The organism is Pirellulales bacterium, assembly GCA_019636345.1.
In the GTDB taxonomy this organism is placed as follows: Bacteria; Planctomycetota; Planctomycetia; order Pirellulales; family Lacipirellulaceae.
Genome location: JAHBXQ010000003.1, coordinates 482,699 through 503,341, shown reverse-complemented (window position 1 = coordinate 503,341; position 20,643 = coordinate 482,699). Strand labels below are relative to the sequence as shown.

At 67.6% G+C, this 20,643-nt stretch carries 16 protein-coding genes; 5 read left to right on the top strand and 11 right to left on the bottom strand.

All coding sequences use genetic code 11. From position 1 onward, the window contains the following. The first annotated feature begins 496 nt into the window (after positions 1–496). A complete protein-coding gene (locus tag KF688_09860; protein ID MBX3425971.1) occupies positions 497–817 on the top strand; it encodes a hypothetical protein in 321 nt (106 codons plus the stop codon). 1,022 nt (positions 818–1,839) lie between these two features. Here the strand turns inward: KF688_09860 and KF688_09855 are convergent. The 11 genes from KF688_09855 to KF688_09805 form a co-directional block, all read right to left on the bottom strand. Beyond that, positions 1,840–2,820 carry an SUMF1/EgtB/PvdO family nonheme iron enzyme gene (locus KF688_09855; GenBank protein MBX3425970.1) on the bottom strand — a complete coding sequence of 327 codons (981 nt, stop codon included), beginning with the start codon at positions 2,818–2,820 and terminating at the stop codon, positions 1,840–1,842. A gap of 489 nt (positions 2,821–3,309) precedes the next feature. Next, positions 3,310–4,023 carry a hypothetical protein gene (locus tag KF688_09850; protein ID MBX3425969.1) on the bottom strand — a complete coding sequence of 238 codons (714 nt, stop codon included), beginning with the start codon at positions 4,021–4,023 and terminating at the stop codon, positions 3,310–3,312. A 101-nt stretch (positions 4,024–4,124) separates the two neighbouring features. Next, positions 4,125–4,739: a PEP-CTERM sorting domain-containing protein gene (locus tag KF688_09845; protein MBX3425968.1), complete on the bottom strand. Its 615-nt coding sequence runs from the start codon at positions 4,737–4,739 to the stop codon at positions 4,125–4,127. Positions 4,740–5,177: 438 nt separating this feature from the next. Continuing rightward, a complete protein-coding gene (locus KF688_09840) occupies positions 5,178–6,530 on the bottom strand; it encodes a 2-oxo acid dehydrogenase subunit E2 (protein ID MBX3425967.1) in 1,353 nt (450 codons plus the stop codon). 182 nt (positions 6,531–6,712) lie between these two features. Beyond that, positions 6,713–9,403, bottom strand: a complete 2,691-nt coding sequence (gene aceE / locus KF688_09835) for a pyruvate dehydrogenase (acetyl-transferring), homodimeric type (protein MBX3425966.1) — start codon at positions 9,401–9,403, stop codon at positions 6,713–6,715. Positions 9,404–9,575: 172 nt separating this feature from the next. Beyond that, entirely contained in the window at positions 9,576–11,009 is a 1,434-nt protein-coding gene (lpdA, locus tag KF688_09830; protein MBX3425965.1) for a dihydrolipoyl dehydrogenase, read from the bottom strand. 292 nt (positions 11,010–11,301) lie between these two features. Next, complete coding sequence (locus tag KF688_09825; GenBank protein ID MBX3425964.1) at positions 11,302–12,213, bottom strand: TIGR01777 family oxidoreductase; 912 nt, start codon at positions 12,211–12,213, stop codon at positions 11,302–11,304. Then, complete coding sequence (locus tag KF688_09820; GenBank protein ID MBX3425963.1) at positions 12,195–12,758, bottom strand: DUF2878 family protein; 564 nt, start codon at positions 12,756–12,758, stop codon at positions 12,195–12,197. The genes KF688_09825 and KF688_09820 overlap by 19 nt, the downstream gene beginning before the upstream one ends. 60 nt (positions 12,759–12,818) lie before the next feature. Beyond that, on the bottom strand, positions 12,819–13,697 hold the full coding sequence (locus KF688_09815; protein MBX3425962.1) for a rhomboid family intramembrane serine protease: 879 nt from the start codon (positions 13,695–13,697) through the stop codon (positions 12,819–12,821). Positions 13,698–13,965: 268 nt separating this feature from the next. Beyond that, entirely contained in the window at positions 13,966–15,294 is a 1,329-nt protein-coding gene (locus KF688_09810) for a hypothetical protein (protein ID MBX3425961.1), read from the bottom strand. 141 nt (positions 15,295–15,435) lie between these two features. After that, positions 15,436–16,629, bottom strand: coding sequence for an 8-amino-7-oxononanoate synthase (locus tag KF688_09805; protein MBX3425960.1), 1,194 nt, complete (start codon positions 16,627–16,629; stop codon positions 15,436–15,438). 311 nt (positions 16,630–16,940) lie between these two features. Here KF688_09805 and KF688_09800 point away from each other — a divergent pair, with 311 nt between their 5' ends. From KF688_09800 to KF688_09785, 4 genes are all read left to right on the top strand, one after another. Continuing rightward, complete coding sequence (locus KF688_09800; protein ID MBX3425959.1) at positions 16,941–17,540, top strand: sigma-70 family RNA polymerase sigma factor; 600 nt, start codon at positions 16,941–16,943, stop codon at positions 17,538–17,540. 34 nt (positions 17,541–17,574) lie between these two features. After that, a complete protein-coding gene (locus KF688_09795) occupies positions 17,575–19,032 on the top strand; it encodes a hypothetical protein (protein ID MBX3425958.1) in 1,458 nt (485 codons plus the stop codon). Between the two features lie 118 nt (positions 19,033–19,150). Next, complete coding sequence (locus tag KF688_09790) at positions 19,151–19,363, top strand: CDGSH iron-sulfur domain-containing protein (GenBank protein ID MBX3425957.1); 213 nt, start codon at positions 19,151–19,153, stop codon at positions 19,361–19,363. A 409-nt stretch (positions 19,364–19,772) separates the two neighbouring features. Next, positions 19,773–20,642 (top strand): hypothetical protein, encoded by an 870-nt coding sequence (locus KF688_09785; protein ID MBX3425956.1) that lies wholly within the window; start codon positions 19,773–19,775, stop codon positions 20,640–20,642. The last annotated feature ends 1 nt before the right edge of the window (position 20,643 follow it).

Genomic DNA, 20,643 nt, shown 5'->3' with positions numbered 1-20,643 from the left:
TGATACCCATTTGCCAAATTGATGGGTGGTTGGGGTCGAACGAAGTGCGACCCCAGCGGATTCCCTGGGGGCTCCGCTGCGCTGCGACCCCAGGCGCCCTTCCAAGGGCGCAAATGGGATCACGACCCCAAGACGCGGTCGGCACGCGCTTCGCGTCTCGGCGAGACGCGGCGACCGGTAAGTCTCCGCCCCCGGAGCACTGTGCCGCGACGACGCAACTGTGCCGATTGGGAACTGCGGGCAAACGGGGCGCCCGAGGCAAAACCCGCGTTTTCTCGGGCGATCCTGCATCCCCGCGAGCGGAACGTCAATTGCCGCCTTGTGGTGGATGGCGCACGCGGTTTGTTCCAGAAGCGCTGCCCAGTTCGCGCGAGGTTGGCAGTCGGTGTTGCGCCTTCGCGGCGCGCCGTGTTCTCCGTGAGAGCGGCGCCGTACGACTTTGCAGCGCTTCTGCCTTTTGTCCTGCTGGTTTTGTTTCGAAGGGGGAGGTATTGCCATGTTTCGCCAATCTGCTCTTGGGCTTGCCGCCTCGGCCTTGCTCATCGGGGCCGGCGTGCTCGGCAATCCCGACGAAGCGAGCGCTCGGGCGACCAAGTACCTGTGCTATCAGGCCGCGCCCTGCTGCTCGTGCTGCGACGACTGCTGCTGCGAACAGGCCTGCGTCAAGACGATGCGACCCGGGCAAGCCCGCCGCGCCGCCCGCCGGGGCGAGTGCTGCATCCCGATCGCCGACCCGTGCTGCAAGCCGACCTGCTGCAAGCCGGTCTGCTGCACCGTCGTCGTCAAGACGACCTGCTGCTGCCCGTGCTGCAAGTAACGGCGCCTGCGACGCAAGGGCCGGTCCGTTTTCCCCGGGGCGCCCTGCCCTCGTCCGCGTGGGCAGGGAGCCGTGTCGGTAAAGCATGGCCGTGGGAACAACGGATCGGCCCTGGCAGTTCTCCAGCGCTTTTTGACAACCACGGAAGACGCCGACGCGCTGCGGATTTCGTCGAGCGAGGTTGACGCCGCTCGCGGGGGCCGCCCCGCCGGTTCTCGGCGTCGGAGCGGCCCTTCCGTCGAGCAAAAACACACGCGTCCTTTGTGCAAAACTCCGCCGGCGGCGCTGCCGATCGTGGCCCTAACCGCCGACATGTCAGCGATTTAGGCGTGCGCTCGCCGCGTGCCGCCGCCGAGTTTTGCTCGCAATACTCCGACCGGGCGAGCAAAATGGCGATCTTCCGTCGTCGTCTTGGCGCTCGACGTCCTGGCGCTCGTCGAACGTTTGCACTTGTCCAAGACCGAAGCCCTGGGAGCCAATGCCCCTGCGGCGCACCCCGGCTCGGCACGCCTTGAGGCGCGCATGTTGGTTGTACGCGATGCGCTGGCCCAATTTCAACAACGAATTCGACAACGCGCTCGTCGGGATCCCGCCGGCCAATCGCGCGGCGGCTCGTGTCGTCGCTTAGTCGAGTTGCCTACGAATCGCAACAACGGCACGACATCGTTGCTCGCAATCGTTGACAATCGAGAATCATGGCAGATGGTAACCGTTCATGCCCCGGGGAGCAGTGACGGGGTTTTGTTGCCGTCAAGTCGGTCTTGGATTGCTTGGACGAGGCAGGCGAAGGCGCTTCGTCCTTGCTCCCCGCGGGGCTTTGCGTGCCGAAGGAGAGCTTGCGCCAGATGACGGCGGACGCAGAGCCCGTGCGCTGGCGCTGTTGCTCGACGCCGTCGTGCTTGAGGAACGGCCCGATCCGGGCTTGATGCGCGGCCTGTTCGCGCCCCAGGCTGGCGTCGAACATGGGCCCGCTCGCCGGCGCGCGTCAAGAGCTTCGCGATCCGTTGGATAAGACGTGCGTGCTATGAGATCTCCCCATGCAAGGAGACGCGGGCGGTTCGCTTGGCGACCCCGCCGGCAAGCCACAGGAGCCCGATCGCCAGCGACAAGGTCGACGGTTCGGGAATCCGACTGGCCACGCGGAAGCCGAGGTTTGGAGACTGAAAATTCGGGCCATAGCCGATTGCGGTGTAAGAAACAAGTTCTGCTGCGCCTGATGTATACGCTCCCCCTCGGGCCGTTCGCGCACTCTCGATCGAGTCATTGACCTTGTCGATCTCGGTCTCGATGAGCTCGCCGATGTTTCCCCCTTGGGCGAACGTGCCGAAGGGGCTGGGTCCGCCGGCCGACATGATCGGGCTGGGGGTGGGGGCGAAGAACGAGCCACCATAGACGGCCGTGCCGGGGGCCGTGCCGCCGGCGACTCGCAGCGGCGCCGTGTCGCTGCCGGTCGGGTAGTCGTAGTAGACCCCCAGCAGCGGGTCGAAGTAGGCCGCCTTGTACCACTCGTCGTGCGACGGCAAGAAGTACTTGGCCTGCGTATTGCGGAACCAATTGGTCGGGTCGTAGCCCGGATCGGTCGGCGCCCACAGTTGGAAGTTCCCCGCTGGATCGAGCTTGTATGCGGCGGGGTTGCCGGTGCTCGTATTGAGCCAATTGACGAACCGGACCGCGTCGAGCCAGGAGATCCCCCCCGCGGGGAAGTCGGGTCCGCGCGACGTCTGCGTGATCCCCAAGTTCCCCTCCGCGTTGGCCGCGGCGATCATCCGCTCGGAGACCTCGTAGGTTCCCATCCGAAAGACGTAGGGGACCGATCCCCCCCCCGGCGGCGCCGCGACGTCGCCAGGGGCGATAAAGTAGTCCTGCGGGTTATTGGGCGCGCCAATCGTGACGAAGTCGATGGTGAACGAGTTCGCCCCGCTGCCGAAGAGGTCGGCGCACGTCGCCGCGGGGAAGAGCAAGACGCTCAGAACCGCGACCAAGCCTGTCGTGAAAAGCCGCATGGAGCACCTCCAAACGAGGAAGGCCGGTCTTGCCGACGCCCGCACCAGTGTAAACGAAGTCGGGGGGCAAGGAGAAAATCGCCGACCCTGATGATCAACTGTCGGCGTAACCGTTCACGCTCCGGGGAGCAGTGACGGCGAATTGCTGCCCTCAAGCCGGCCTTGATGCGCGGCTTGTTCGCGGCCCAGGCCGGCGTCGAGCATGTGACCAGCCCGTCGTCACGTGCCGGACGAGGTGGTTCGGATTGCGGCAGACGCAACTCGCCGCCCCAATCGATCGCTTGACCACGACGAGATTGACCAGAGCGATTTCAAGCAGGGAGCGTTCCTCTTTTTGCTCCGTAAGCCGTGTCGGAGCGAGGCGCTTCCGTGGGAAGCGGCTCCGGAAAGCCATGGGGCTTCGAAAAGCCATGGGCGAAGCTCCGGCGCTCAAAGTCCGGAGCGTCAATAGCACCGCTCGATTGCGGCGTGCCCCCTTCAAGACGATCGTCACGCCTTCGCAGACGCTCTCCGCCACGCCCCGATGACCGCGGCGACCGCGAGCAACAGTCCACACGCCGGTTCCGGAACGATGTACACCCGATCGCTCGGGCTCGCGACCAGCGGCGAGACCACGGGCCCCGCCAGCCCCGAGTTCACTTGCAGAAAGTCGAACTCCGGCGAGAAGGGGCTTGTAAAGACCAGCAAACTGCTGACGTCCCCCGGCGCAAGTTCGGCGCCGTTAAAGAACCACGCCATCGAAGTCGAATTGTCTCCGCCGCTGGCGGGCGACTGTTCATTCGCGGCGCCGGTCGGCACGAACGTCGGAGCCAAGACGGTCCCCCGTCCGTCGCCCGCATCGAGGCCTACGGTCAGCGTATCGATTCCCGGCGAAGCGTTCGTGACCAAACTGATCTGGTAAACGTACGTCACCTCGTTCGGACCCGAGGGATCAACCTGCGCGATCGCCTGGCTGTTGAGATACTGCTGAAATCCGCCCACGCCGAACGCCGCCCAGTCGACCTCCGCCACCACTGTGTCCCCGAAAGCGGCGCCGGCAATCGACACGGTTCCGCGCCACGCGCCGCCAGCCGGACCAAAACCGTCGTTCAGGGCGAACGCCGTCGTCGCCAGCGGCCCCGCCGCCGCCTGCGAGCCGACCAGCGCACAACAAACCGCTGCGAACGCCGGGAAAAGAAATCGACCAGCCTTAGCGCGTCTCATGATTTGGAACTCCAGTTCGATCTTCACGGCGGCAGATCACAAGCGAGATTGCGGACGGATTTCTCTGACGGCGACGTACTTCTCCGGTGCGCGCGGCCCGCCTAGCCGCGGACTCGCTTCGACAGCAGCACAAGCGCCAAGCCGCCGGCGCTCAGCGCGAGCGTCGCCGGCTCGGGAATCGAGATCGGCCCCGGCGTCGGCACGCCGGCCACCAGCGCTTGCGTGCCGCCGTCGATCGTCAACGATGCGCCGACGATCGGCAGCTTCGGCGAGGAGAACGCCAGCCCCCAACTGCTCATCCCCGTGGGAATCTCCGGCGAGAAGAGCCAGCGCGCGTTCGGCGTAAACGACGCCGAAGCAGCATCCTGATCGCCGATGTTAAATGTGCCGATCGTGTTGGCCGGATTGCTGACGCCGATGATCTCGGCCGACACGCCGAGATTGCCGATGACGTTCACCTGATACGTGTAGACCAGCGCATCGCCAGGCACGTACCCCAAGCCGCCGAAATTGGCGTTGAACGCGCCAGCCGTAAAGACGGCGTAGTCGATGGTTCCGCTGAGGCCGACGCCGTTGTTGAACGGGACCGAGCCCGTCACGCCGCCGTAAGCGGCTCCATGGCCGTTAAGAATGCCCGCCTGCGAGACGCTGGCGAGACTGAAGAGAGAGAGGAGTGATGCGACGAGATAAAATCCCCCGGAAGTGATCCGACTCATTAGGCGTCCCCTCTCAAAAAGTTGCGCGTGCGATGCTGTACTGGCGACGACTCGACCGAACGCGACGAGTCAAAATCGCCCGGAAACGTCAATGGATTCTTCCAGACTCCTAGGGCGACAATAGCCGCGGGCACGCGATTTGTCAATTCATTCTGCGACCGGGGGGTCTTGAGTCTTGAGGTCTTGGGCCAGAAAACCCCCTTAGGGAGGCGATTTGTCGGCGGGGCGCGAACCGTTGGCTATGACGTACGGGCTGTACGACCCCCCCATGCAAGGGGAGACGCGGACTGGCGCTGCTCGCCCCCGCGCGCGAGCAGCCGAATCCTCGCCTCACGTCGCCCTTCTCGCCCCGGCGCCGACGCTCCGCTTTATCTGCGCCGCCGGGCGAGTCGCTGAAGCGGCCGATCCGCCGTGGTGAGCCGCCCCCTGAGCGTCACCTCACGCGGGGGCGAGGAGCAGCCGACCGGGGTTCGACAGATACCCCTTCACGTCGTTCAAGAACCGCGCCGCGGCGGCGCCGTCGACGATCCGGTGATCGTACGTGAGCGACAGCGGCATCATCAGCCGCGGCTGGAACGCGCCGTCGACGAACTGCGGCATCATCCGGCTGCGGCCCACGAGCAGGATCGCCGCCTCGGGGGGGTTGATGATCGGGGTGGAGTACGTCCCGCCGACCGCTCCCAGGTTGCTGATCGTGAACGTTCCGCCCCGCATGTCCTCGATCGCGAGCGTCCCGTCCCGGGCCGCGGTCGCCAACTCGACCAGGTCGCGAGCCAATTGGGCGATGCCCTTGCGATCGGCGTCGCGGATCACGGGGACCATCAGTCCCTTGGGGGTGTCGACCGCGATGCCGACGTTGACGTATTCCTTGTAGACGATCTCCTCGCCCGATTCGCCGACCGAAGCGTTGACGATCGGGTGATGCTTGAGCGCCACCGCGACCGCCTTGACCAACAGCGGCATCGCGGTGAGCTTCACCCCTTGAGAGGCGTAGTCTTTCTCGCTGTCTTTGCGGAGCCGCTCGAGTTCGGTGACGTCGACGTCGTCGAAGTTCGTGAGCTGCGGGATCGTCGTGTACGACTGCACCATGTTGCGGGCGATCGTCTGCCGCATTCGCGACATCTTCTCGCGCCGCACGGCGCCGTGGGCGTCGCTGTCCGGGGCGCCGGGGGGAGTGATCCCCTTGGGGGCCGCGGCGGTGGCCTCTTGCTGGGCCGTGCGGACATGGTTGCGGACGTCCTCCTCGGTGATCCGCTCGGCGTCGCCGCTGGGACGCACGCGGCGCAGATCGACCCCCAACTCGCGCGCGAGCCGTCGAACCGCGGGCCCTGCGGCGGCGGAGGCGTGCCCGTCGCCGGGGACGTCTTCGCCCGGCTTGGCCGGCTTGGGGGCCGGAGCCGATTTCGCCGGCGCCGCGGTCGCGGCGGCAGGCGCCGGTGCAACCGGAGCGGGAGCAACGGCAACCGGGGCCGCGGGGGCCGGAGCAGGCTCCGCCGGGGCTGGGGCCGCGGCAACCGGCGCCGGCGCCGAGGGCTTAACCGGGGCCGGGGCGTCCGCTGCCTCAAGCTCCAAAATCGCGCCCCCCACCGACAGGGTCTCGCCCTCGGCGACGAGGATCTTCACCACCTTTCCCGCTTGCGGGCTGGGGATCGGCATCGTCGCCTTGTCGGTCTCGATCTCGATCAGGTCCTGATCCTTCGCGACGACGTCTCCTTCGCTGACGAAGATCGACAGCACGTCGCCCGAATCGATATTTTCGCCCAACGAGGGGAGCTTCACTTGTGTCGGCATGGCTTGCAGTTGGTTCGATTGTCTGAACCGCGAACGGCGCGAAGAGGCGCCAAAGGTTTACGGTTGGTTGCGATGGAGTCGATGGTCGGCGTCCTCGATCGCGGCGACGGCTTCGGCCACGGTTCGCACCCAGACGCTCGGTACGATCCGCCTCGATTCATGAGTCGCCGATCGCCGCGCCCTCAAGCGTACAGCGCCGACGGCTTGTTCGGGTCGATGCCGAACTCCTTAATCGCCTGGGCGACCGTCTTGGCCTCTTCCTGGCCGTCCTTCATCAACTTGTACAGCGTGGCGACGGTGATGCACTCGGCGTCGACCTCGAAGTGCCGGCGCAGGGCTTCGCGGCTTTCGCTGCGGCCCATGCCGTCGGTCCCCAGGGCGAACATCCGGCCCCCCAGCCACGGGCCCAACTGGTCGGCGAGCATCTGCATGTAGTCGCTCGCGGCGATGATCGGCCCGGTCGTCCCGCCAAGCTGCTCTTCCAGGTAGCTCGTGCGCGCCGGCTTGTCGGGGTTGAGCATGTTCCAGCGTTCGCACTCCTGGGCGTCGCGCCGCAGTTGGTTGAAGCTGGTCACGCTCCACACGTCGCTGCCGATGCCGTATTTCTCGGCCAGCAGCGTCTGAGCCTTGAGCACCTCGTTGAGAATCGGCCCCGCTCCCAGCAACTGCACGCGCGGCTTGCCCGGCGCACCGTCGACGCACTTGTAACGATACAGCCCGCGGATGATCCCTTCCTCGCACCCCGCGGGCATCTCGGGCATGAGGTAGTTCTCGTTTTCGAGCGTGATGTAGTAGATCGCCGTTTCGTTGTCCTCGTACATCCGCTTGAGGCCGTCGAAAATGATCACCGCCGTCTCGTAGGCGAACGCCGGATCGTAGGACCGCACCGTCGGAAACGCCGCGGCGTTCACCAAACTGTGGCCGTCCTGGTGCTGCAGCCCTTCGCCGTTGAGCGTGGTGCGGCCCGCGGTGCCGCCGAGCATGAAGCCCTTGGCCCGGGCGTCGGCCGCGGCCCACACGAGGTCGCCGATCCGCTGGAACCCGAACATGCTGTAGTAGATGAACATGGGAATCATGTTCACGCCGTGCGAACTGTAGGCGGTCCCCGCGGCGATGAAGCTGCTCATGCTCCCCGCCTCGGTGATCCCCTCCTCGAGCAACTGACCGTCTTTGGCCTCCTTGTAATAGGCGACCTGATCGGAGTCGACCGGCTCGTACAACTGGCCCGTATGGGCGTAGATTCCCACCTGCCGGAACAAGCCTTCCATGCCGAAGGTCCGCGACTCGTCGGGGACGATCGGCACGATGTGCTTGCCGATCTGCTTGTCGCGCAGCAGGTCGGTCAGCAATCGGACGAAGCCCATCGTGGTCGACATTTCCTTGCCTGGGCCGGCGCTGACCAGCTTGGCGAGCGACTTCTGGTAATCGGCCAGTCGCGGCACGTTCATCGTCACCGGGGCGTTGTTCCGCGCCGGAACCGAGCCCCCCAGCGCGGCGCGGCGCTCGCGGAGGTACTTCATCTCGGGACTGTTCTCCGGCGGGCGGTAGAACGGCGCCTCGGCCACCCGCTCGTCGGAAATGGGAATCCCGAACCGCGTGCGGAACTCGTGCAACTCCGACTCGTTGAGCTTCTTCTGGTTGTGGGTCACGTTGCGACCCTCGCCCCCTTCGCCCAGGCCGTAGCCCTTGATCGTCTGGGCCAGGATCACCGACGGGCGGCCCTTGCACTCGGCGGCCGCCTTGAATGCGGCGTACACCTTCTCGGGGTCGTGTCCGCCGCGCTTGAGCTTCCGCAGCTTCTCGTCGCTGTAGTTTTTGACCAGTCCGAGCAGCTCGGGGTACTTGCCGAAGAAGTGTTCGCGAACGTACGAGCCGTCCGAAACGACGTACTTCTGCGACTGGCCGTCGACGATCTCCATCATCCGCAGGGCCAACAGCCCCGTGTCGTCGGCCTCGAGCAGCGGGTCCCAGTCGCTCCCCCAGATGACCTTGATGACGTTCCACCCGGCGCCGCGGAACGCCCCTTCCAGTTCCTGAACGATCTTGCCGTTGCCGCGCACCGGACCGTCGAGCCGCTGCAAGTTGCAGTTGATCACGAAGCACAGGTTGTCGAGGTGCTCGCGCGACGCCAGCGTGATCGCCCCCAGGGTCTCGGGCTCGTCGCACTCGCCGTCGCCCAAGAAGGCGTAGACCCGCTTCCCGCTCAGGTCGAGGATTCCCCGATCGGTCAGATACTCGTTGAACCGCGCCTGGTAGATCGCCATGATCGGCGCCAGGCCCATCGACACCGTGGGGAATTCCCAAAACTCGGGCATCAACCACGGGTGAGGATAGGACGACAACCCGCCCCCGTCGCTCAGCTCGCGACGGAAGTTGATCAGGTTCTGCTTGGTGAGCCGTCCTTCGAGATACGCCCGGGCGTACATTCCCGGGGCTGCATGACCCTGGTAATACACCTGGTCGCCGCCGTAGCCGCTCTCGCCCCGGCCGCGGATAAAGTGGTTCAGCGCCACCTCGTACAGCGTCGCCGAACTGGCGAACGTACTGATGTGCCCGCCGGGCGCCGCGGGATCGCGGTTGGCGCGGGTGACCATCGCCATCGCGTTCCAGCGGACGAAACTCTTGATCCGCCGCTCCAACTCGCGATTGCCGGGGTACTGGGGCTGTTTGTCCGGCGGAATCGTGTTGATGTACGGAGTCGTCGCCGTGAACGGCAACTCGACGCCGTTGCGGTGCGCCGATTCGTCCAGCGCGCTGAGCAACTGGCTGACCCGCTCGGGTCCCTTGCTTTCCAGCACGTAGTCGAGCGACTCGAGCCACTCGACGGTCTCGGCCGGATCGACGTCGTTCGGCAAGGGCGAGCGGGGCGTCATCTTCGTCTGAGCCATAGGGCGATCCTAGTAGGATTTCGCTATTGGTGATCTGGCGGTCAAGTCGCAGCGGAATGCACAGAGAGCTCGGAGCAAACGATGCGTCGTCATGACTTCGCGTGCACTGCTTCTTGCCCTCTGTGTTCCCTGCGTGAAATGCCGGCAAGCACGTGACTTAGTTAGGTTGGGCGTGTTTGCGCTTCGGGCGGTACACCTCGGTCGCGGCGCCCAAGTGGACTTCGCCGGCGAAGGCCACCGTTTCGCTGAGAGTGGGGTGGGGGTGCACGCTCTCGGCGACGTCGCGGATGTTGCACCCCATCTCGATTGCGACGACCGCCTCGGCGATCAGCTCGCCGGCCCCCGAGCCCACGATCCCGCAGCCCAGCACGCGGTCGGTCTCGGGGTCGATGAGCCACTTGGTCATGCCGTCGGTCTTGCCGATGGCGATCGCCCGGCCGCTCGCCTGCCACGGGTATTGGGCGATCTCGACCTTGCGGCCTTCGAGCTTCGCCTGATCGGCGGTCAGACCGGCCCAGGCGATCTCGGGGTCGGTGAACACGACCGCGGGAATCGCCGCCTTGTCGAACGCCGCCGGCTCGCCGGCCAGCACCTCGGCCGCCACCTTCCCCTCGTGCGACGCCTTGTGGGCGAGCATCGGCTCGCCCGCCGCGTCGCCGATCGCCAGGATCGCCGGGTCGCTGGTCCGCTGCTGGTCGTCGATCCGCACGAAACCCTTGTCGTCGAGCGTGACCTTGGTGTTTTCCAGCCCGATGCCGGCGGTCCGCGGCCGCCGGCCGACCGACACCAGCACGCGGTCGAACGTCAGCGTGCCGCTCGTCTCGGGTCCTTCGACCGACGCTTCGACTTTGTCGCCGACCGCCTTGAGCCCCGTCACCTTCGTGCCGAGATAGATCTTCTCGAACCGTTCGACGAGCGCCTTGTGGAGCGGCTTCACGAGGTCGCGATCGGCCCCCGGGAGCAGGCCCTCGGTGAATTCGACGACCGTCACTTTCGAGCCCAGTTCGGCGTAGACGCTCCCCATCTCCAGCCCGATGTACCCGCCGCCGACGACCAGGAGCGACTCGGGAATGTCGGCCAGTTGCAGCGCCCCGGTCGAGTCCATCACCCGCTCGCTGCCGATGGCGAACATCTTGGGCATCGCCGGCGTGCTGCCCGTGGCGAGAATGCAGTGGTCGAAGGTCAGCCGCTCCTCCTCGTACGTCGCGGGGTCGCCCCCTTCGAGCTGCAGCGTGTTCGAGTCGACGAAAATGCCCGTGGCGTGAATGCGTTTCACGTTGCGGCGCTTGGCCAACTGGGCGAGCCCCCCGGAGAGGGTCTCGATGACCTTCTCTTTGCGAGCCCGCATCTTCTCGACGGCCAGCTTCGGGGCGCCAAACTCGACCCCCCACTCGATCATCTCGCGGGCCTCGGCGATCACCTTGGCCACGTGCAGCAGCGCCTTCGACGGGATGCAGCCCCGCAGCAGGCACGTCCCCCCCAGACGCGGATCCGATTCCACCAGGGTCACTTCCATCCCCAGGTCGGCGGCAAGAAACGCGGCGGCGTATCCGCCAGGACCGCCCCCGAGCACAACGACTTGAGAATGCATAGACCAACTCGGTGGGGAATCGAGACGCCAAACAAACGCAGCAAGGCCGCGCGGGGAACCCGGACGCGCGACGTCGGCAAAGGCGGGACGACGGTCGGGGGATTGCGCAATCGGACCGCGGCGGGCCGACGGCAGCCGGGTTTGACCGAACCGCTTAGTTTACCGGGTCAGATCGCGGCCACAAGGACGCCGCGGCGGGCGAGTCGGTCGTTTGAGAGGCCTATTTGGCCCCTGGTGAACCTATTTGGCCCCCGGTCATTCGCCCGGGGCTCAATTTGGCGTTCGAGGCCGATCACCGGCGAGCGACCAAATGCCGCAGCGCCGCCTCCAACTCCGGGTACTCGAACCGGAACCGGACTCGCTCCAACTCCTCCGGAACGACCCGGGTGCTCGCCAGGAGCAGGGCCTCGGCCATCTCGCCGAAGGCCAGCTTCGCCGCAAAGCCCGGCATGGGCAGCAGCGCCGGCCGGCCCAGCACTCGGGCCAGCGTCTTCGTGAAGTCCGCGTTGGTGGCCGGCTGCGGACTGACCAGATTGATCGGCCCGGACAGTCCCGGCGTCTCGACCAAGAACTGCAGCGCCCGGGCCAGATCGTCCAGCGCGATCCAGCTCATGTACTGCCGGCCGCTGCCGATCGTCCCCCCGACGCACAACTTAAACGGCGTCAGCATCTTGGCGAGCGCTCCCCCCTTGGGGCTCAGCACCACGCCGATCCGGCCGTTGATCGTGCGGATCCCCGCATCGCGAGCCGTCTGGCAGGCCGCCTCCCACTGAACGCACACCTGCCCCAGATAATCGTCCGCGGGGGCCGATTGCTCGGTCATCACCTCGTCCCCCCGATCGCCGTAGTAGCCGATCGCCGAGGCGCAGACGAACACATCCGGTTTTTCGGCGAGCCCCGCGAGGGTCTCGCTCACGAGCAGCGTCCCCTGTATGCGGCTGTCGAGGATCTTCTTCTTGAAGGCCTCGGTCCAACGATGCTCGGCGATGTTCTCGCCGGCCAAGTGGACGACCGCCTTGGCGCCTTCGAAGCCGGCCTTGTCGATCTCGCCCTGCGCAGGGTTCCAGTACACTTCCCCCCCGCCGGGGCGCGGCGTACGGCGCACGGCGCGAACGACCTGCCAGCCGCTGCTGGTCAGATTCTCGCACAACGGGGTTCCCACGAGCCCCGACGCGCCGGTGACGATCACTTTCCGTTCAGACATGTTTGGTCTCGGGGTGCGTTGACGGCGATGAGGATGTGGACGGCCCCCAGGGCGATCGCCCCGTACAGGCTGAAGGCCGCGGCGAACGCCCACGGCGGCCAAACGACGACGATCGCATGCACCCGGTCGGCCAGGAGATACGCCAGCGGAAACGCGATCGCCCCCGCGCCAGCCGCCCGACCGGGCGAAAGCCGCTCCGCCGCGACCCCCTGCCAAAACAGGACCGCATTCAACCACGCCGAGGTAACCCACAGCGGGCAAACGGGCGTGCCTCGCATGTCGCCGGCGGGGACGTACGCCCCCAGGGCGATCCAAGTCGACTCGAGCGCCGTTCCGATCACCGTCGCCGCCAACAGCGACCGCAACTGCCGCACGGGGTCGGTCAGCGTCCACGCATGGACCACCAGCAGCGCCGCGACCACAGCCGGCCCCAGCAGCGGCCGACCCGACGCGGCGCCCCACAGGCTCGCGGCCCCGGCCAGCAGGAACGCCATGGTTCGCAAGATCAGCACGACGGCGAGCGGCCCCGGTTCAGGAAGCGGCAAAGCTCCTGCCGAGCCGGAAGCCGCAGTGCGATTCGGCTCGGCAGGAGCCCCGCGCATCCGTCAGCCGCCCCGTTGTTCGCGGTACCGGCGACTCGCTTGTTCGAGGATCGCCCGCTCCCGGCGGGTGAGGCTGTCTTGCCCTTCGTTTTGGATCTTCTCCAGAATGCGATCGACCTGGCTCTGCAGGTCGTCCCCCTCCTCGGGTTCGTGAACCCGCAGCGTCGGCCGCGGAGCCTTGGGGAGCCGGCTGGTCAGCCCTTCCAGACTCCGCAGCGGCAGCCACTGCGTGTAGAAGTACAACAGCCCGAACGCGGCGCCCCCGAGGTGGGCCGAGTACGCGACGTTGCTCGGACCGAATCGCCCGCTGGCGCCCGCGAGATCGCTCAGCACCATCAGCAGCCCGGCCAGCCACATCGGCACCGGGATGAAGAAGTTCAGCAGCACGGTCCGTCGCGGATAGTTCGCCGCGAACAGCGCCACCAGCGCGGTCACCGCCCCCGAGGCGCCGAACACGATGCCGTTGGGGCTGCCGGGATTGACCCGCGGCGCCGCGGCATGCCCGGTGGCGATCTCCCACCCGGTCCATACGAGCCCCGCAACGACGAGCGCCGTCAGGTAAAACCGCAGGAACTCGGCCCGCCCGTACCGCGACTCCAGCTCGCGGCCGAACATCACCAACACCAGCATGTTGATCAGGATATGGGCGATGTCGTGCGGGGCGTGCAGAAATCCGTAGGTGAGCAGTTGGTACGCCCGCCACGGCTCGCGATACCAGTCGTTCCACAGGGCGAAGGTCTCGGTGAACCGTTCCGTGCCGAAGATCTGCACGAGATACGCCGCCCCGGTCACGAGCGCCAGCCGCACCGTGATCGAGTAAGGAAGCCCGAGTTGCACCCCCGGTTCGGAGTCGCGCGAGTATTCGCGGTCGTAGATGCCCATAACGCCAGCTAGCGAGTCCCTCGGCGCGGCGAACCCCGGCGGCGCGAGAGCCGTCGCCGACGGTCGGGACGGCCCACGCCGGCGGCCTGCCCGAGTCGCCCCATTGTACGCGCCGCGTTGAATCCCGTCGCCGCCAGTCGCGCCCCGGAAGATCCCGCGAATTGCGCAAAGGAGCGCAATTCGTGATGGACGACGGCGTCCAAGGCGCTGAACAAGAACCTCCGCGCCCGACACTGCGAGCGCCGCGTCTCGGCGTAAGAAGGCTCGCTTACTGCGCCGCGGCGCCGAGAAACGCCATCTGCCGGCGGGCCAGCTCCGCAGCCAGTTGCGCGTTGGCCGCCAGACCGTCGACGAGCCCCTGCTTGGCGACCGCCAACTGCCCGGCGATCGCCTCGCTCAGCTTGCGGATCGTCGCCAGATCGCGCTGCATCCGCTCCTGGTCTGCGAGCAACTTGCGCTTCTCCTCGGACCGCTCGGCCTGCAGTTGTTGTCCCTTCGCCTCGGTCTCGCCGAGCTTGACGATTTCGTCCTTCTTCGCGGCGATCTGCGTCAGCAGGTTGACGCGTTTCTCGGCCAGCCGATTGAACAACACTTCGTACGCCCGCAGCGGCCGGTTGTAGCGCTCCTCGGCCACCTTGTCGGTCGATTCGGGGCCGATCGGCAGACCCTCCTCGTTGAAGCTCTGCCGATGATATTCGTCGTCGTTCACGTCGACCGGGCCGCCGTGGCGAACGTACTCCTCGACCGTCGACGGGGGCATCATCTGCCGCAGTTGCTCTTCGCTCAAACCCGCGAACAACTCGTGCCGATCGGCCGGCATCGTCGCGTACAGTCGCCACGGCCGTTTGCTCGCGGCGAGCCGCTGCAGCGAACGCGGCTCCAGCGGCAGCACCGGCGACAACACCACGCCGTCGCCCGACGATTCGACGACCCGGTACTCGCCCAGGTACTGCGCCGGCGCCGCGTCAGGGAGCGGCAAGTCCATCTCAAACACGTACACGATCGAGTCCTTGTCGATCCCGTGCGGACGCGGCACGGGAACGGCGACCTGGACCTGACCGTTCGGCGCCACCGGTCCGGCCGGGCTCGCTCCGAACCACGCCCGCCCCCGTTGCCGGGCGATGATCGCGTTGCGTTGGTTCCACACGGCCAGACTGGGGAGATCCCCCAGTTCGCCAAGTTTGTCGACCATCGCCGTCAGCCGGTCGAGGGCCCGCTTGTTCCCGGCCAGGGCCCGCAACTCCTCGGCGGTCGCCTGCTGAGCCTCGTCGTTGCCAAGTCGGCCGGCGATCCCCTCGGGGTCGCGCAAGTCGTTGAGCACTGCGTTGATCACCGCCGGGTCCCGCGCCCCGGTCTGGAGCGCCCGGTTGCGCGTCTCGAGGTCCTCGAGCTGCGCCTCGAGCCGCGGCAAGTTCATCCGCAGCAGCTTGTGAATCCGCAACACCTCGGCCGACAAGAACACGGCGCCGACGCTGGCCAGAAAGATCCCCAGCATCAGCAACATCTGGGCCCAGTGCCAGTTCTTGATCGTCAAGAACGTAGCCACCAGCCCCACCAAGACGGCGACGCCCAGCAAAATGGTGAAGACAAGACTCAACGCGTCGGTTCCTGGGCGCGGGGTCAGGCGCGGCAATCTGGGGAAACTATTCAATCTCGATGGTAAGTAGCCCCCTGCCGAGCGTCAAGTTTTTGCGGCAAAGCAACTTGCGCCGGCGACCGCGCCCCCGCACGAGCCGGTTTACCCCCCCAACCGGACCGCGGCCAAGGACTCAATCAGCCGGGCCCGCATCGCGCTGGTATGACTCGCCGTGAGGCTGATCCGCAGCAGCGACTCCCCGGCCGGGACGCTCGGGGGGCGAATCGCCGGGACCCACAGGCCCCGCTCCCGCAGTTTCTCGGCCACGGCGACCGCAGCCTGCGGCTCGCCGACGATCACCGGCACGATCTGGCACTCCCCCGCTCCGACGCGCCACCCCTGGTCGGCCAGCGCACGCCGCAACTCGGCTGCCGCGGCCAAGAGCCCCGTGCGGCGCTCCGGCTCGCGCTCCACGATCTCGAGCGCCGCGATCCCGGCCGCCGCCGCCGCTGCGGGCTGCGCCGTCGAGAAGACGTAACTCCGCGCCCGGTTGGCAAGCCACTCGACGAGCTCCCGCGTCCCGGCGACGAACCCTCCGGCAGTCCCCAGCGCCTTGCTCAGCGTTCCGACGCGCACGTGGACGGTGCGCTCCAGCAACTCGGCCAACTCGGGGCGTCGCTCGGCGGCCAGCTCGACGCCCCCCCGGCCGAGACGCCCGAGCACGCCTGTCGCATGGGCTTCGTCGACCAGCAGCATCGCCCCGTGCCGCGCGGCGAGCACCGCAATCTCGGCCATCGGCGCCAGGTCGCCGTCCATGCTGAACAGCGTGTCGGTCGCAATCAACAGCCGACGATGACAGCCGGCCTGCTCGTGCAGCAGCGTGTCGAGCGCCGCCGGGTCGTTGTGCGGAAAGACATGGATCGCCGCCCCCGACAGCCGGCACCCGTCGATAATGCTCGCGTGGTTGCGCGCATCGCTGAACACCGCGTCCCCGGGACCGACGAGCGCAGGGATCGTCCCCGAATTCGCCGCGAAGCCGCTGGGGAACAACAGCGCGGCTTCGACCCCCTCGAACGCCGCCAGCCGGCGTTCCAGCTCGACATGCACTTCGCTGCGACCGCAAATCAGCGGGCTCGAACCGCGCCCCACGCCGGTCGCTCGGCACGCCCCGATCGCCGCCTCGGCCAACCGCGGGTCGCTCGCCAACCCTAGGTAGTCGTTCGAGGCGAAGTTCACCAACTCGCGCCCGTCGGGGTGCACCACGGGCCCCATCGCCCCGAGCCCCGGCGTCAACCGCCGGCGCAACCCCGCGGCCTCCCATGCAGCCAGCTCAGCGGCAATCCAGTCGAGGGACATGGGGGGAGGAAGCGGTCGGAGGTGAGAGGTGAAATGTCAGCGAGGCTGTCGACGGTCGCGGCCACGCGACGGGTCTGAGGCAAACTCGGCCTCGCTCGCCGTTCGCCGGCAACGAGCGCCGACGGCTCATGGTACCACGCCGATTCCCCGGCGCCGTTTGACAACGCTCGTCGAGCCCCAAAGAATGCCAGCGGAAAAAACCGGTCGCAATCCAGCCCGATCGTCGGGGCCAAGGAGAGCCGGCGATCGCCCCATGCCGCACCGTGACGGAACTTTCCCCCGCCCCCGCGCATCCAACCCCTTGGCCGAGCGTGAGCCCCGAGATCGCCGACGCTGAACTCGTGGAGCGAGCCCAAGGGGGCGACCGCGCCGCATTCGGCGAGTTGGTGCTCCGCCACCAACAGCGGGTGTTCGCCGCCTTGGTCGGCCTGCTCGGCTGTCCCGAGGAGGCCCGCGACGCGGCCCAGGACGCCTTCGTCCAAGCGTGGCGCAAGCTCGGGGCGTTCCGCGGCGAGGCGCAGTTCGCCACGTGGCTCTACCGCATCGCCATGAACGAAGGACTCACCCGCCGACGCCGGCGCCGCCCGACCGTCTCGCTCGATCACCAGAAGGAACACGCCGGCGCCGAACCGATCGACCCTGCGGGAGATTCAACCCGTACCCTCGCCGCGGCCGAAGAGGTCGCCCATGTGCGGGCCGCCTTGGCCGAGCTCCCCGACGACCAACGACAGATCCTCGTCCTGCGCGAAATGGAAGGTTGCTCGTACGACGACATCGCCGAAGTCCTCGCCCTGCCGATCGGCACGGTGCGGAGCCGGTTGTTTCGTGCGCGGATGCAACTGCGCGAGATGCTGCAGATGAAGCTTGACGAAACGGGGTCGCGACGCCGCGACCGCTCGCAAACCTCCTGACCTACGACCCCTTTCTCCCGACCGCTCCCCGCCCATGTCCCCCTTCGACGACGAAGTGCTGAGCGCTTACCTCGACGGCGAGGCGACCGAAGCCGAGCGTGCGCTCGTCGAAGAGCGATTGGCCGCCGACCCCGCGGCCCGGCAGTTGCTCGACGAGCTGCGCAGCGCCGCCGACGCGGTCCGCAACCTGCCGCTGCCGGCGCTCGACGAGCAGTTCCAGCGCGACGTGCTCGCGGCGATTGACGCCGACCGTCCCACGGCCGGCGCCGCACGCGACGCGCGCGAACCGGGGGCGCCGGTTTGGCGTCGTCCCGGCGTGCGGCGCGGGCTGGCGTGGGGCTGTCTCGCCGCGGCGGCCAGCTTCGTTCTCGCGGCGTTTCAACCCGACGAGCCCGGCCCCGTCGAACGCCAAGTCGCCCAGGCGCCCGCAGGCGACCGGACTCGACGCAGCGAACCGCTCGACATGAAAGCGGCCTCCCCCCCCGCCGCAAGTCCGCAACCGGAGCGAGCCCTCCTCAAATCCGATCAGCCTCGCCAAGCTTCGACCGCCGCCGCTCCCGAATCCGTAGCGGAAGGCTTCGACATGGCCGCCGACGCCGCGCCGACGAGTCCCGCAACGGGCGCTCCGGCCGCTCCCCAAGCGACGACCTTCGGAGGTCGCGGCGGTGCGGCGATCAATGGTCGGGACGGCGCAACGACTCGCAAGGCGTTTAGCGACGGGCTGGCGTCCCCCCCTGCCCCGAGCGCCACGGAAGCGTTTCCGCAGAGCAACGTCGCGGCGGCCGACCGGATCGTCCGCATCCCCGTCGCCGGCGACATGGCCGCGGCCGAGGCGACGCTGCGGTCCGCGCTCGCCGCAGAGCGGATCGCGCTGGTCCAGGAATCCAAAGACGACGGCGTCGACCGCTCGCCGGAGTCGATCGACGGGCTGCAAGCGTCCGAGCTCTCCGCACTCTCCGCCCGCGGGGCTGGGGGCGAATTTGCCGAAGGCGTCGAACTCGACCAATCCTCCCTCGCCGGCCCAGGACTCAGCGGCGCGGGGGCCCGTGGCGCAGGATCGCCCCGACCGGTCGCCTATCTGGTGGCTGCTTCGCCGGAACAGGTCGAGCGGTTCGTCGCCCGGCTGCAATCGATCCCCTCCAGTTTTGGTCTCGATCAGCAACACTTCCGTTTTATTGAGGAGTCCAAGCCCGAATCATCCAAGTCCAAGTCGACGATCCCCTCCCCGAGCGCGACCTCCGACAAGCTGGCGCTGGAATCCGCCCGGGACGCAGAGAACGCTCCCCGCGAACAGTTCGGCCGGGCGAAGCGACTCGATCTGCCCGCAGGGTCGCTGCCCGAAGGCTTCTCCGGCGGAGGCCGGGTCGACCGACGCTTCAACGACGAGACGCGTTCCCGCTCGTCAGCGGCCGCGGTCGAGTCGACTCCGGGCGAGGTCCGCGTCACAGTGGTTCTCGTGCCGGTCGCGGCTCCCGCTGACGCCGATCCGTAGCGCGTGATGTGCGCCCGCTCGATGCGGTACACTAATCGACTGGCGCCCGGCCTGTTCGCCCCGCGTGACGGCCGGGCTGTTTTTTGCCGACTTCCCCCTTCGCTCCGCGAGTCTTGCCATGGCCGACGTCACGATCCGCATCCGCCCCAACGGTCCGTTCCTGGTCGAAGGACCGTTCACGCTGGTCGATTCCGCGGGGAATTCGTTCCCGCTCGATCCCGCCAAGCCGGCGTTCGCGCTGTGCCGGTGCGGCGCATCGAAGAACCGCCCCTTCTGCGACGGCTCGCACAAGACCTGCGGGTTCGAGTCGGACGAGCAATCGCCGAGCTGAAGGCCCGCCCGGCGCCTGGACTCGGACGGCGTCTCGAGGCCGACTCGCACGCGCTTGTCGACGCGTTATCCCCCGCATGTCGGGCACATTCGGACCGGCGCCCGCGCCGCGCCGCGCGGAAACTTTGCGACTGTTGCCGAATGCGCCGCCCGTGCCGCGCCGCAACTGGCTCGATTTTCGTCGGCCCCCCTCCGAGGTCGTCGCGGGGCCCGGTGCGCTCGTGCTAGAATCCGCCCCCCGCTCGGCGCCACGAGGCTCGTTGAACACGGGGACTGGCTCGCGGACCAACGTCTGCAACTCACGGGAAGCAGCGTTCCGCGAGCGTGCCTGTCCCTTGCGTTCCTGCCGACCCTGATATCGCCGCGGGCGGACCAATTTGGATTCGCGCCCCGCACGGAGCAACCTCGCCATGGCGTCCCGCAAGACCTCGTCCCCTGCCGAAGCCTCGTCCGCAGTCGCCGCCGACGATGTCGGTCGGCAGTTCCTCGGCCAATGGAACCGCTTGGTCAGTACGACCAACTGGGAAAAGGGCCGCATCATCTGTCAATGGCGCGAGGCGCTGCTGGCCGAAGGCGCCCCGGTGACCGACTACTCCGACGAAGCCTGGACCCAACTCGTCGGCGGCGTGACCAGCCAACACGTCGGCCGACTGCGGCGCGTGTTCCAACGGTTCGGCGAAGCGCGCGATCAGTACGAGGGGCTGTTCTGGAGCCATTTCCAAGCGGCGCTCGATTGGGACGACGCCGAAATGTGGCTCGAGGGCGCCATCCACAACGGGTGGAGCGTCTCGCAAATGCGCGGCAAGCGGTGGGAGACCCTCGGCTCGCCCGGCGAGGTCCCCGCGGAAGACGACGCGGCGGTGGCCAACGGGTTCGCGGCCGAGGGACTCGTCGTCGAGGACCCGGCCGACCGCGGCGAGTCGACCGGCCCGCGCGGCGGCGAACTGACCGCCGACGAGGTCGAGGCCCGCGAGGCGGAAGCCGAGGCTGCCAAGACCGCCAAGAGCAAGCCCCGCACCGACGACGACGACGCTGACGCCCCGTTCGACGACGGAACCGAAGCGAGCGGCGGCCCCGCGGAGCCGGCGACGAAGAAGGCCGCTCGTACGCGGCTGTCGGTCGAAGTCGACGAACTGCCCGACGACTTGGCCGAGGCGTTCGAGCAATTCAAACTGGCGATCATCGCCCATCGCCGCGAAGGATGGAGCGAAACCACCCCCGAGGCGGTCGTCGAGTGCCTCGACGCCCTGAAGCAATTGGCCGAAGCGCCGCTGGATTGAT

What these genes read in the sequence shown, in the direction of transcription:
- KF688_09860 (MBX3425971.1), top strand. Translation starts at nt 497, where the DNA reads ATGTTTCGCCAATCTGCTCTTGGGCTTGCCGCCTCGGCCTTGCTCATC.
- KF688_09855 (MBX3425970.1), bottom strand. Translation starts at nt 2,820, where the DNA reads ATGCGGCTTTTCACGACAGGCTTGGTCGCGGTTCTGAGCGTCTTGCTC.
- KF688_09850 (MBX3425969.1), bottom strand. Translation starts at nt 4,023, where the DNA reads ATGAGACGCGCTAAGGCTGGTCGATTTCTTTTCCCGGCGTTCGCAGCG.
- KF688_09845 (MBX3425968.1), bottom strand. Translation starts at nt 4,739, where the DNA reads ATGAGTCGGATCACTTCCGGGGGATTTTATCTCGTCGCATCACTCCTC.
- KF688_09840 (MBX3425967.1), bottom strand. Translation starts at nt 6,530, where the DNA reads ATGCCGACACAAGTGAAGCTCCCCTCGTTGGGCGAAAATATCGATTCG.
- aceE (MBX3425966.1), bottom strand. Translation starts at nt 9,403, where the DNA reads ATGACGCCCCGCTCGCCCTTGCCGAACGACGTCGATCCGGCCGAGACC.
- lpdA (MBX3425965.1), bottom strand. Translation starts at nt 11,009, where the DNA reads ATGCATTCTCAAGTCGTTGTGCTCGGGGGCGGTCCTGGCGGATACGCC.
- KF688_09825 (MBX3425964.1), bottom strand. Translation starts at nt 12,213, where the DNA reads ATGTCTGAACGGAAAGTGATCGTCACCGGCGCGTCGGGGCTCGTGGGA.
- KF688_09815 (MBX3425962.1), bottom strand. Translation starts at nt 13,697, where the DNA reads ATGGGCATCTACGACCGCGAATACTCGCGCGACTCCGAACCGGGGGTG.
- KF688_09805 (MBX3425960.1), bottom strand. Translation starts at nt 16,629, where the DNA reads ATGTCCCTCGACTGGATTGCCGCTGAGCTGGCTGCATGGGAGGCCGCG.
- KF688_09795 (MBX3425958.1), top strand. Translation starts at nt 17,575, where the DNA reads ATGTCCCCCTTCGACGACGAAGTGCTGAGCGCTTACCTCGACGGCGAG.
- KF688_09790 (MBX3425957.1), top strand. Translation starts at nt 19,151, where the DNA reads ATGGCCGACGTCACGATCCGCATCCGCCCCAACGGTCCGTTCCTGGTC.
- KF688_09785 (MBX3425956.1), top strand. Translation starts at nt 19,773, where the DNA reads ATGGCGTCCCGCAAGACCTCGTCCCCTGCCGAAGCCTCGTCCGCAGTC.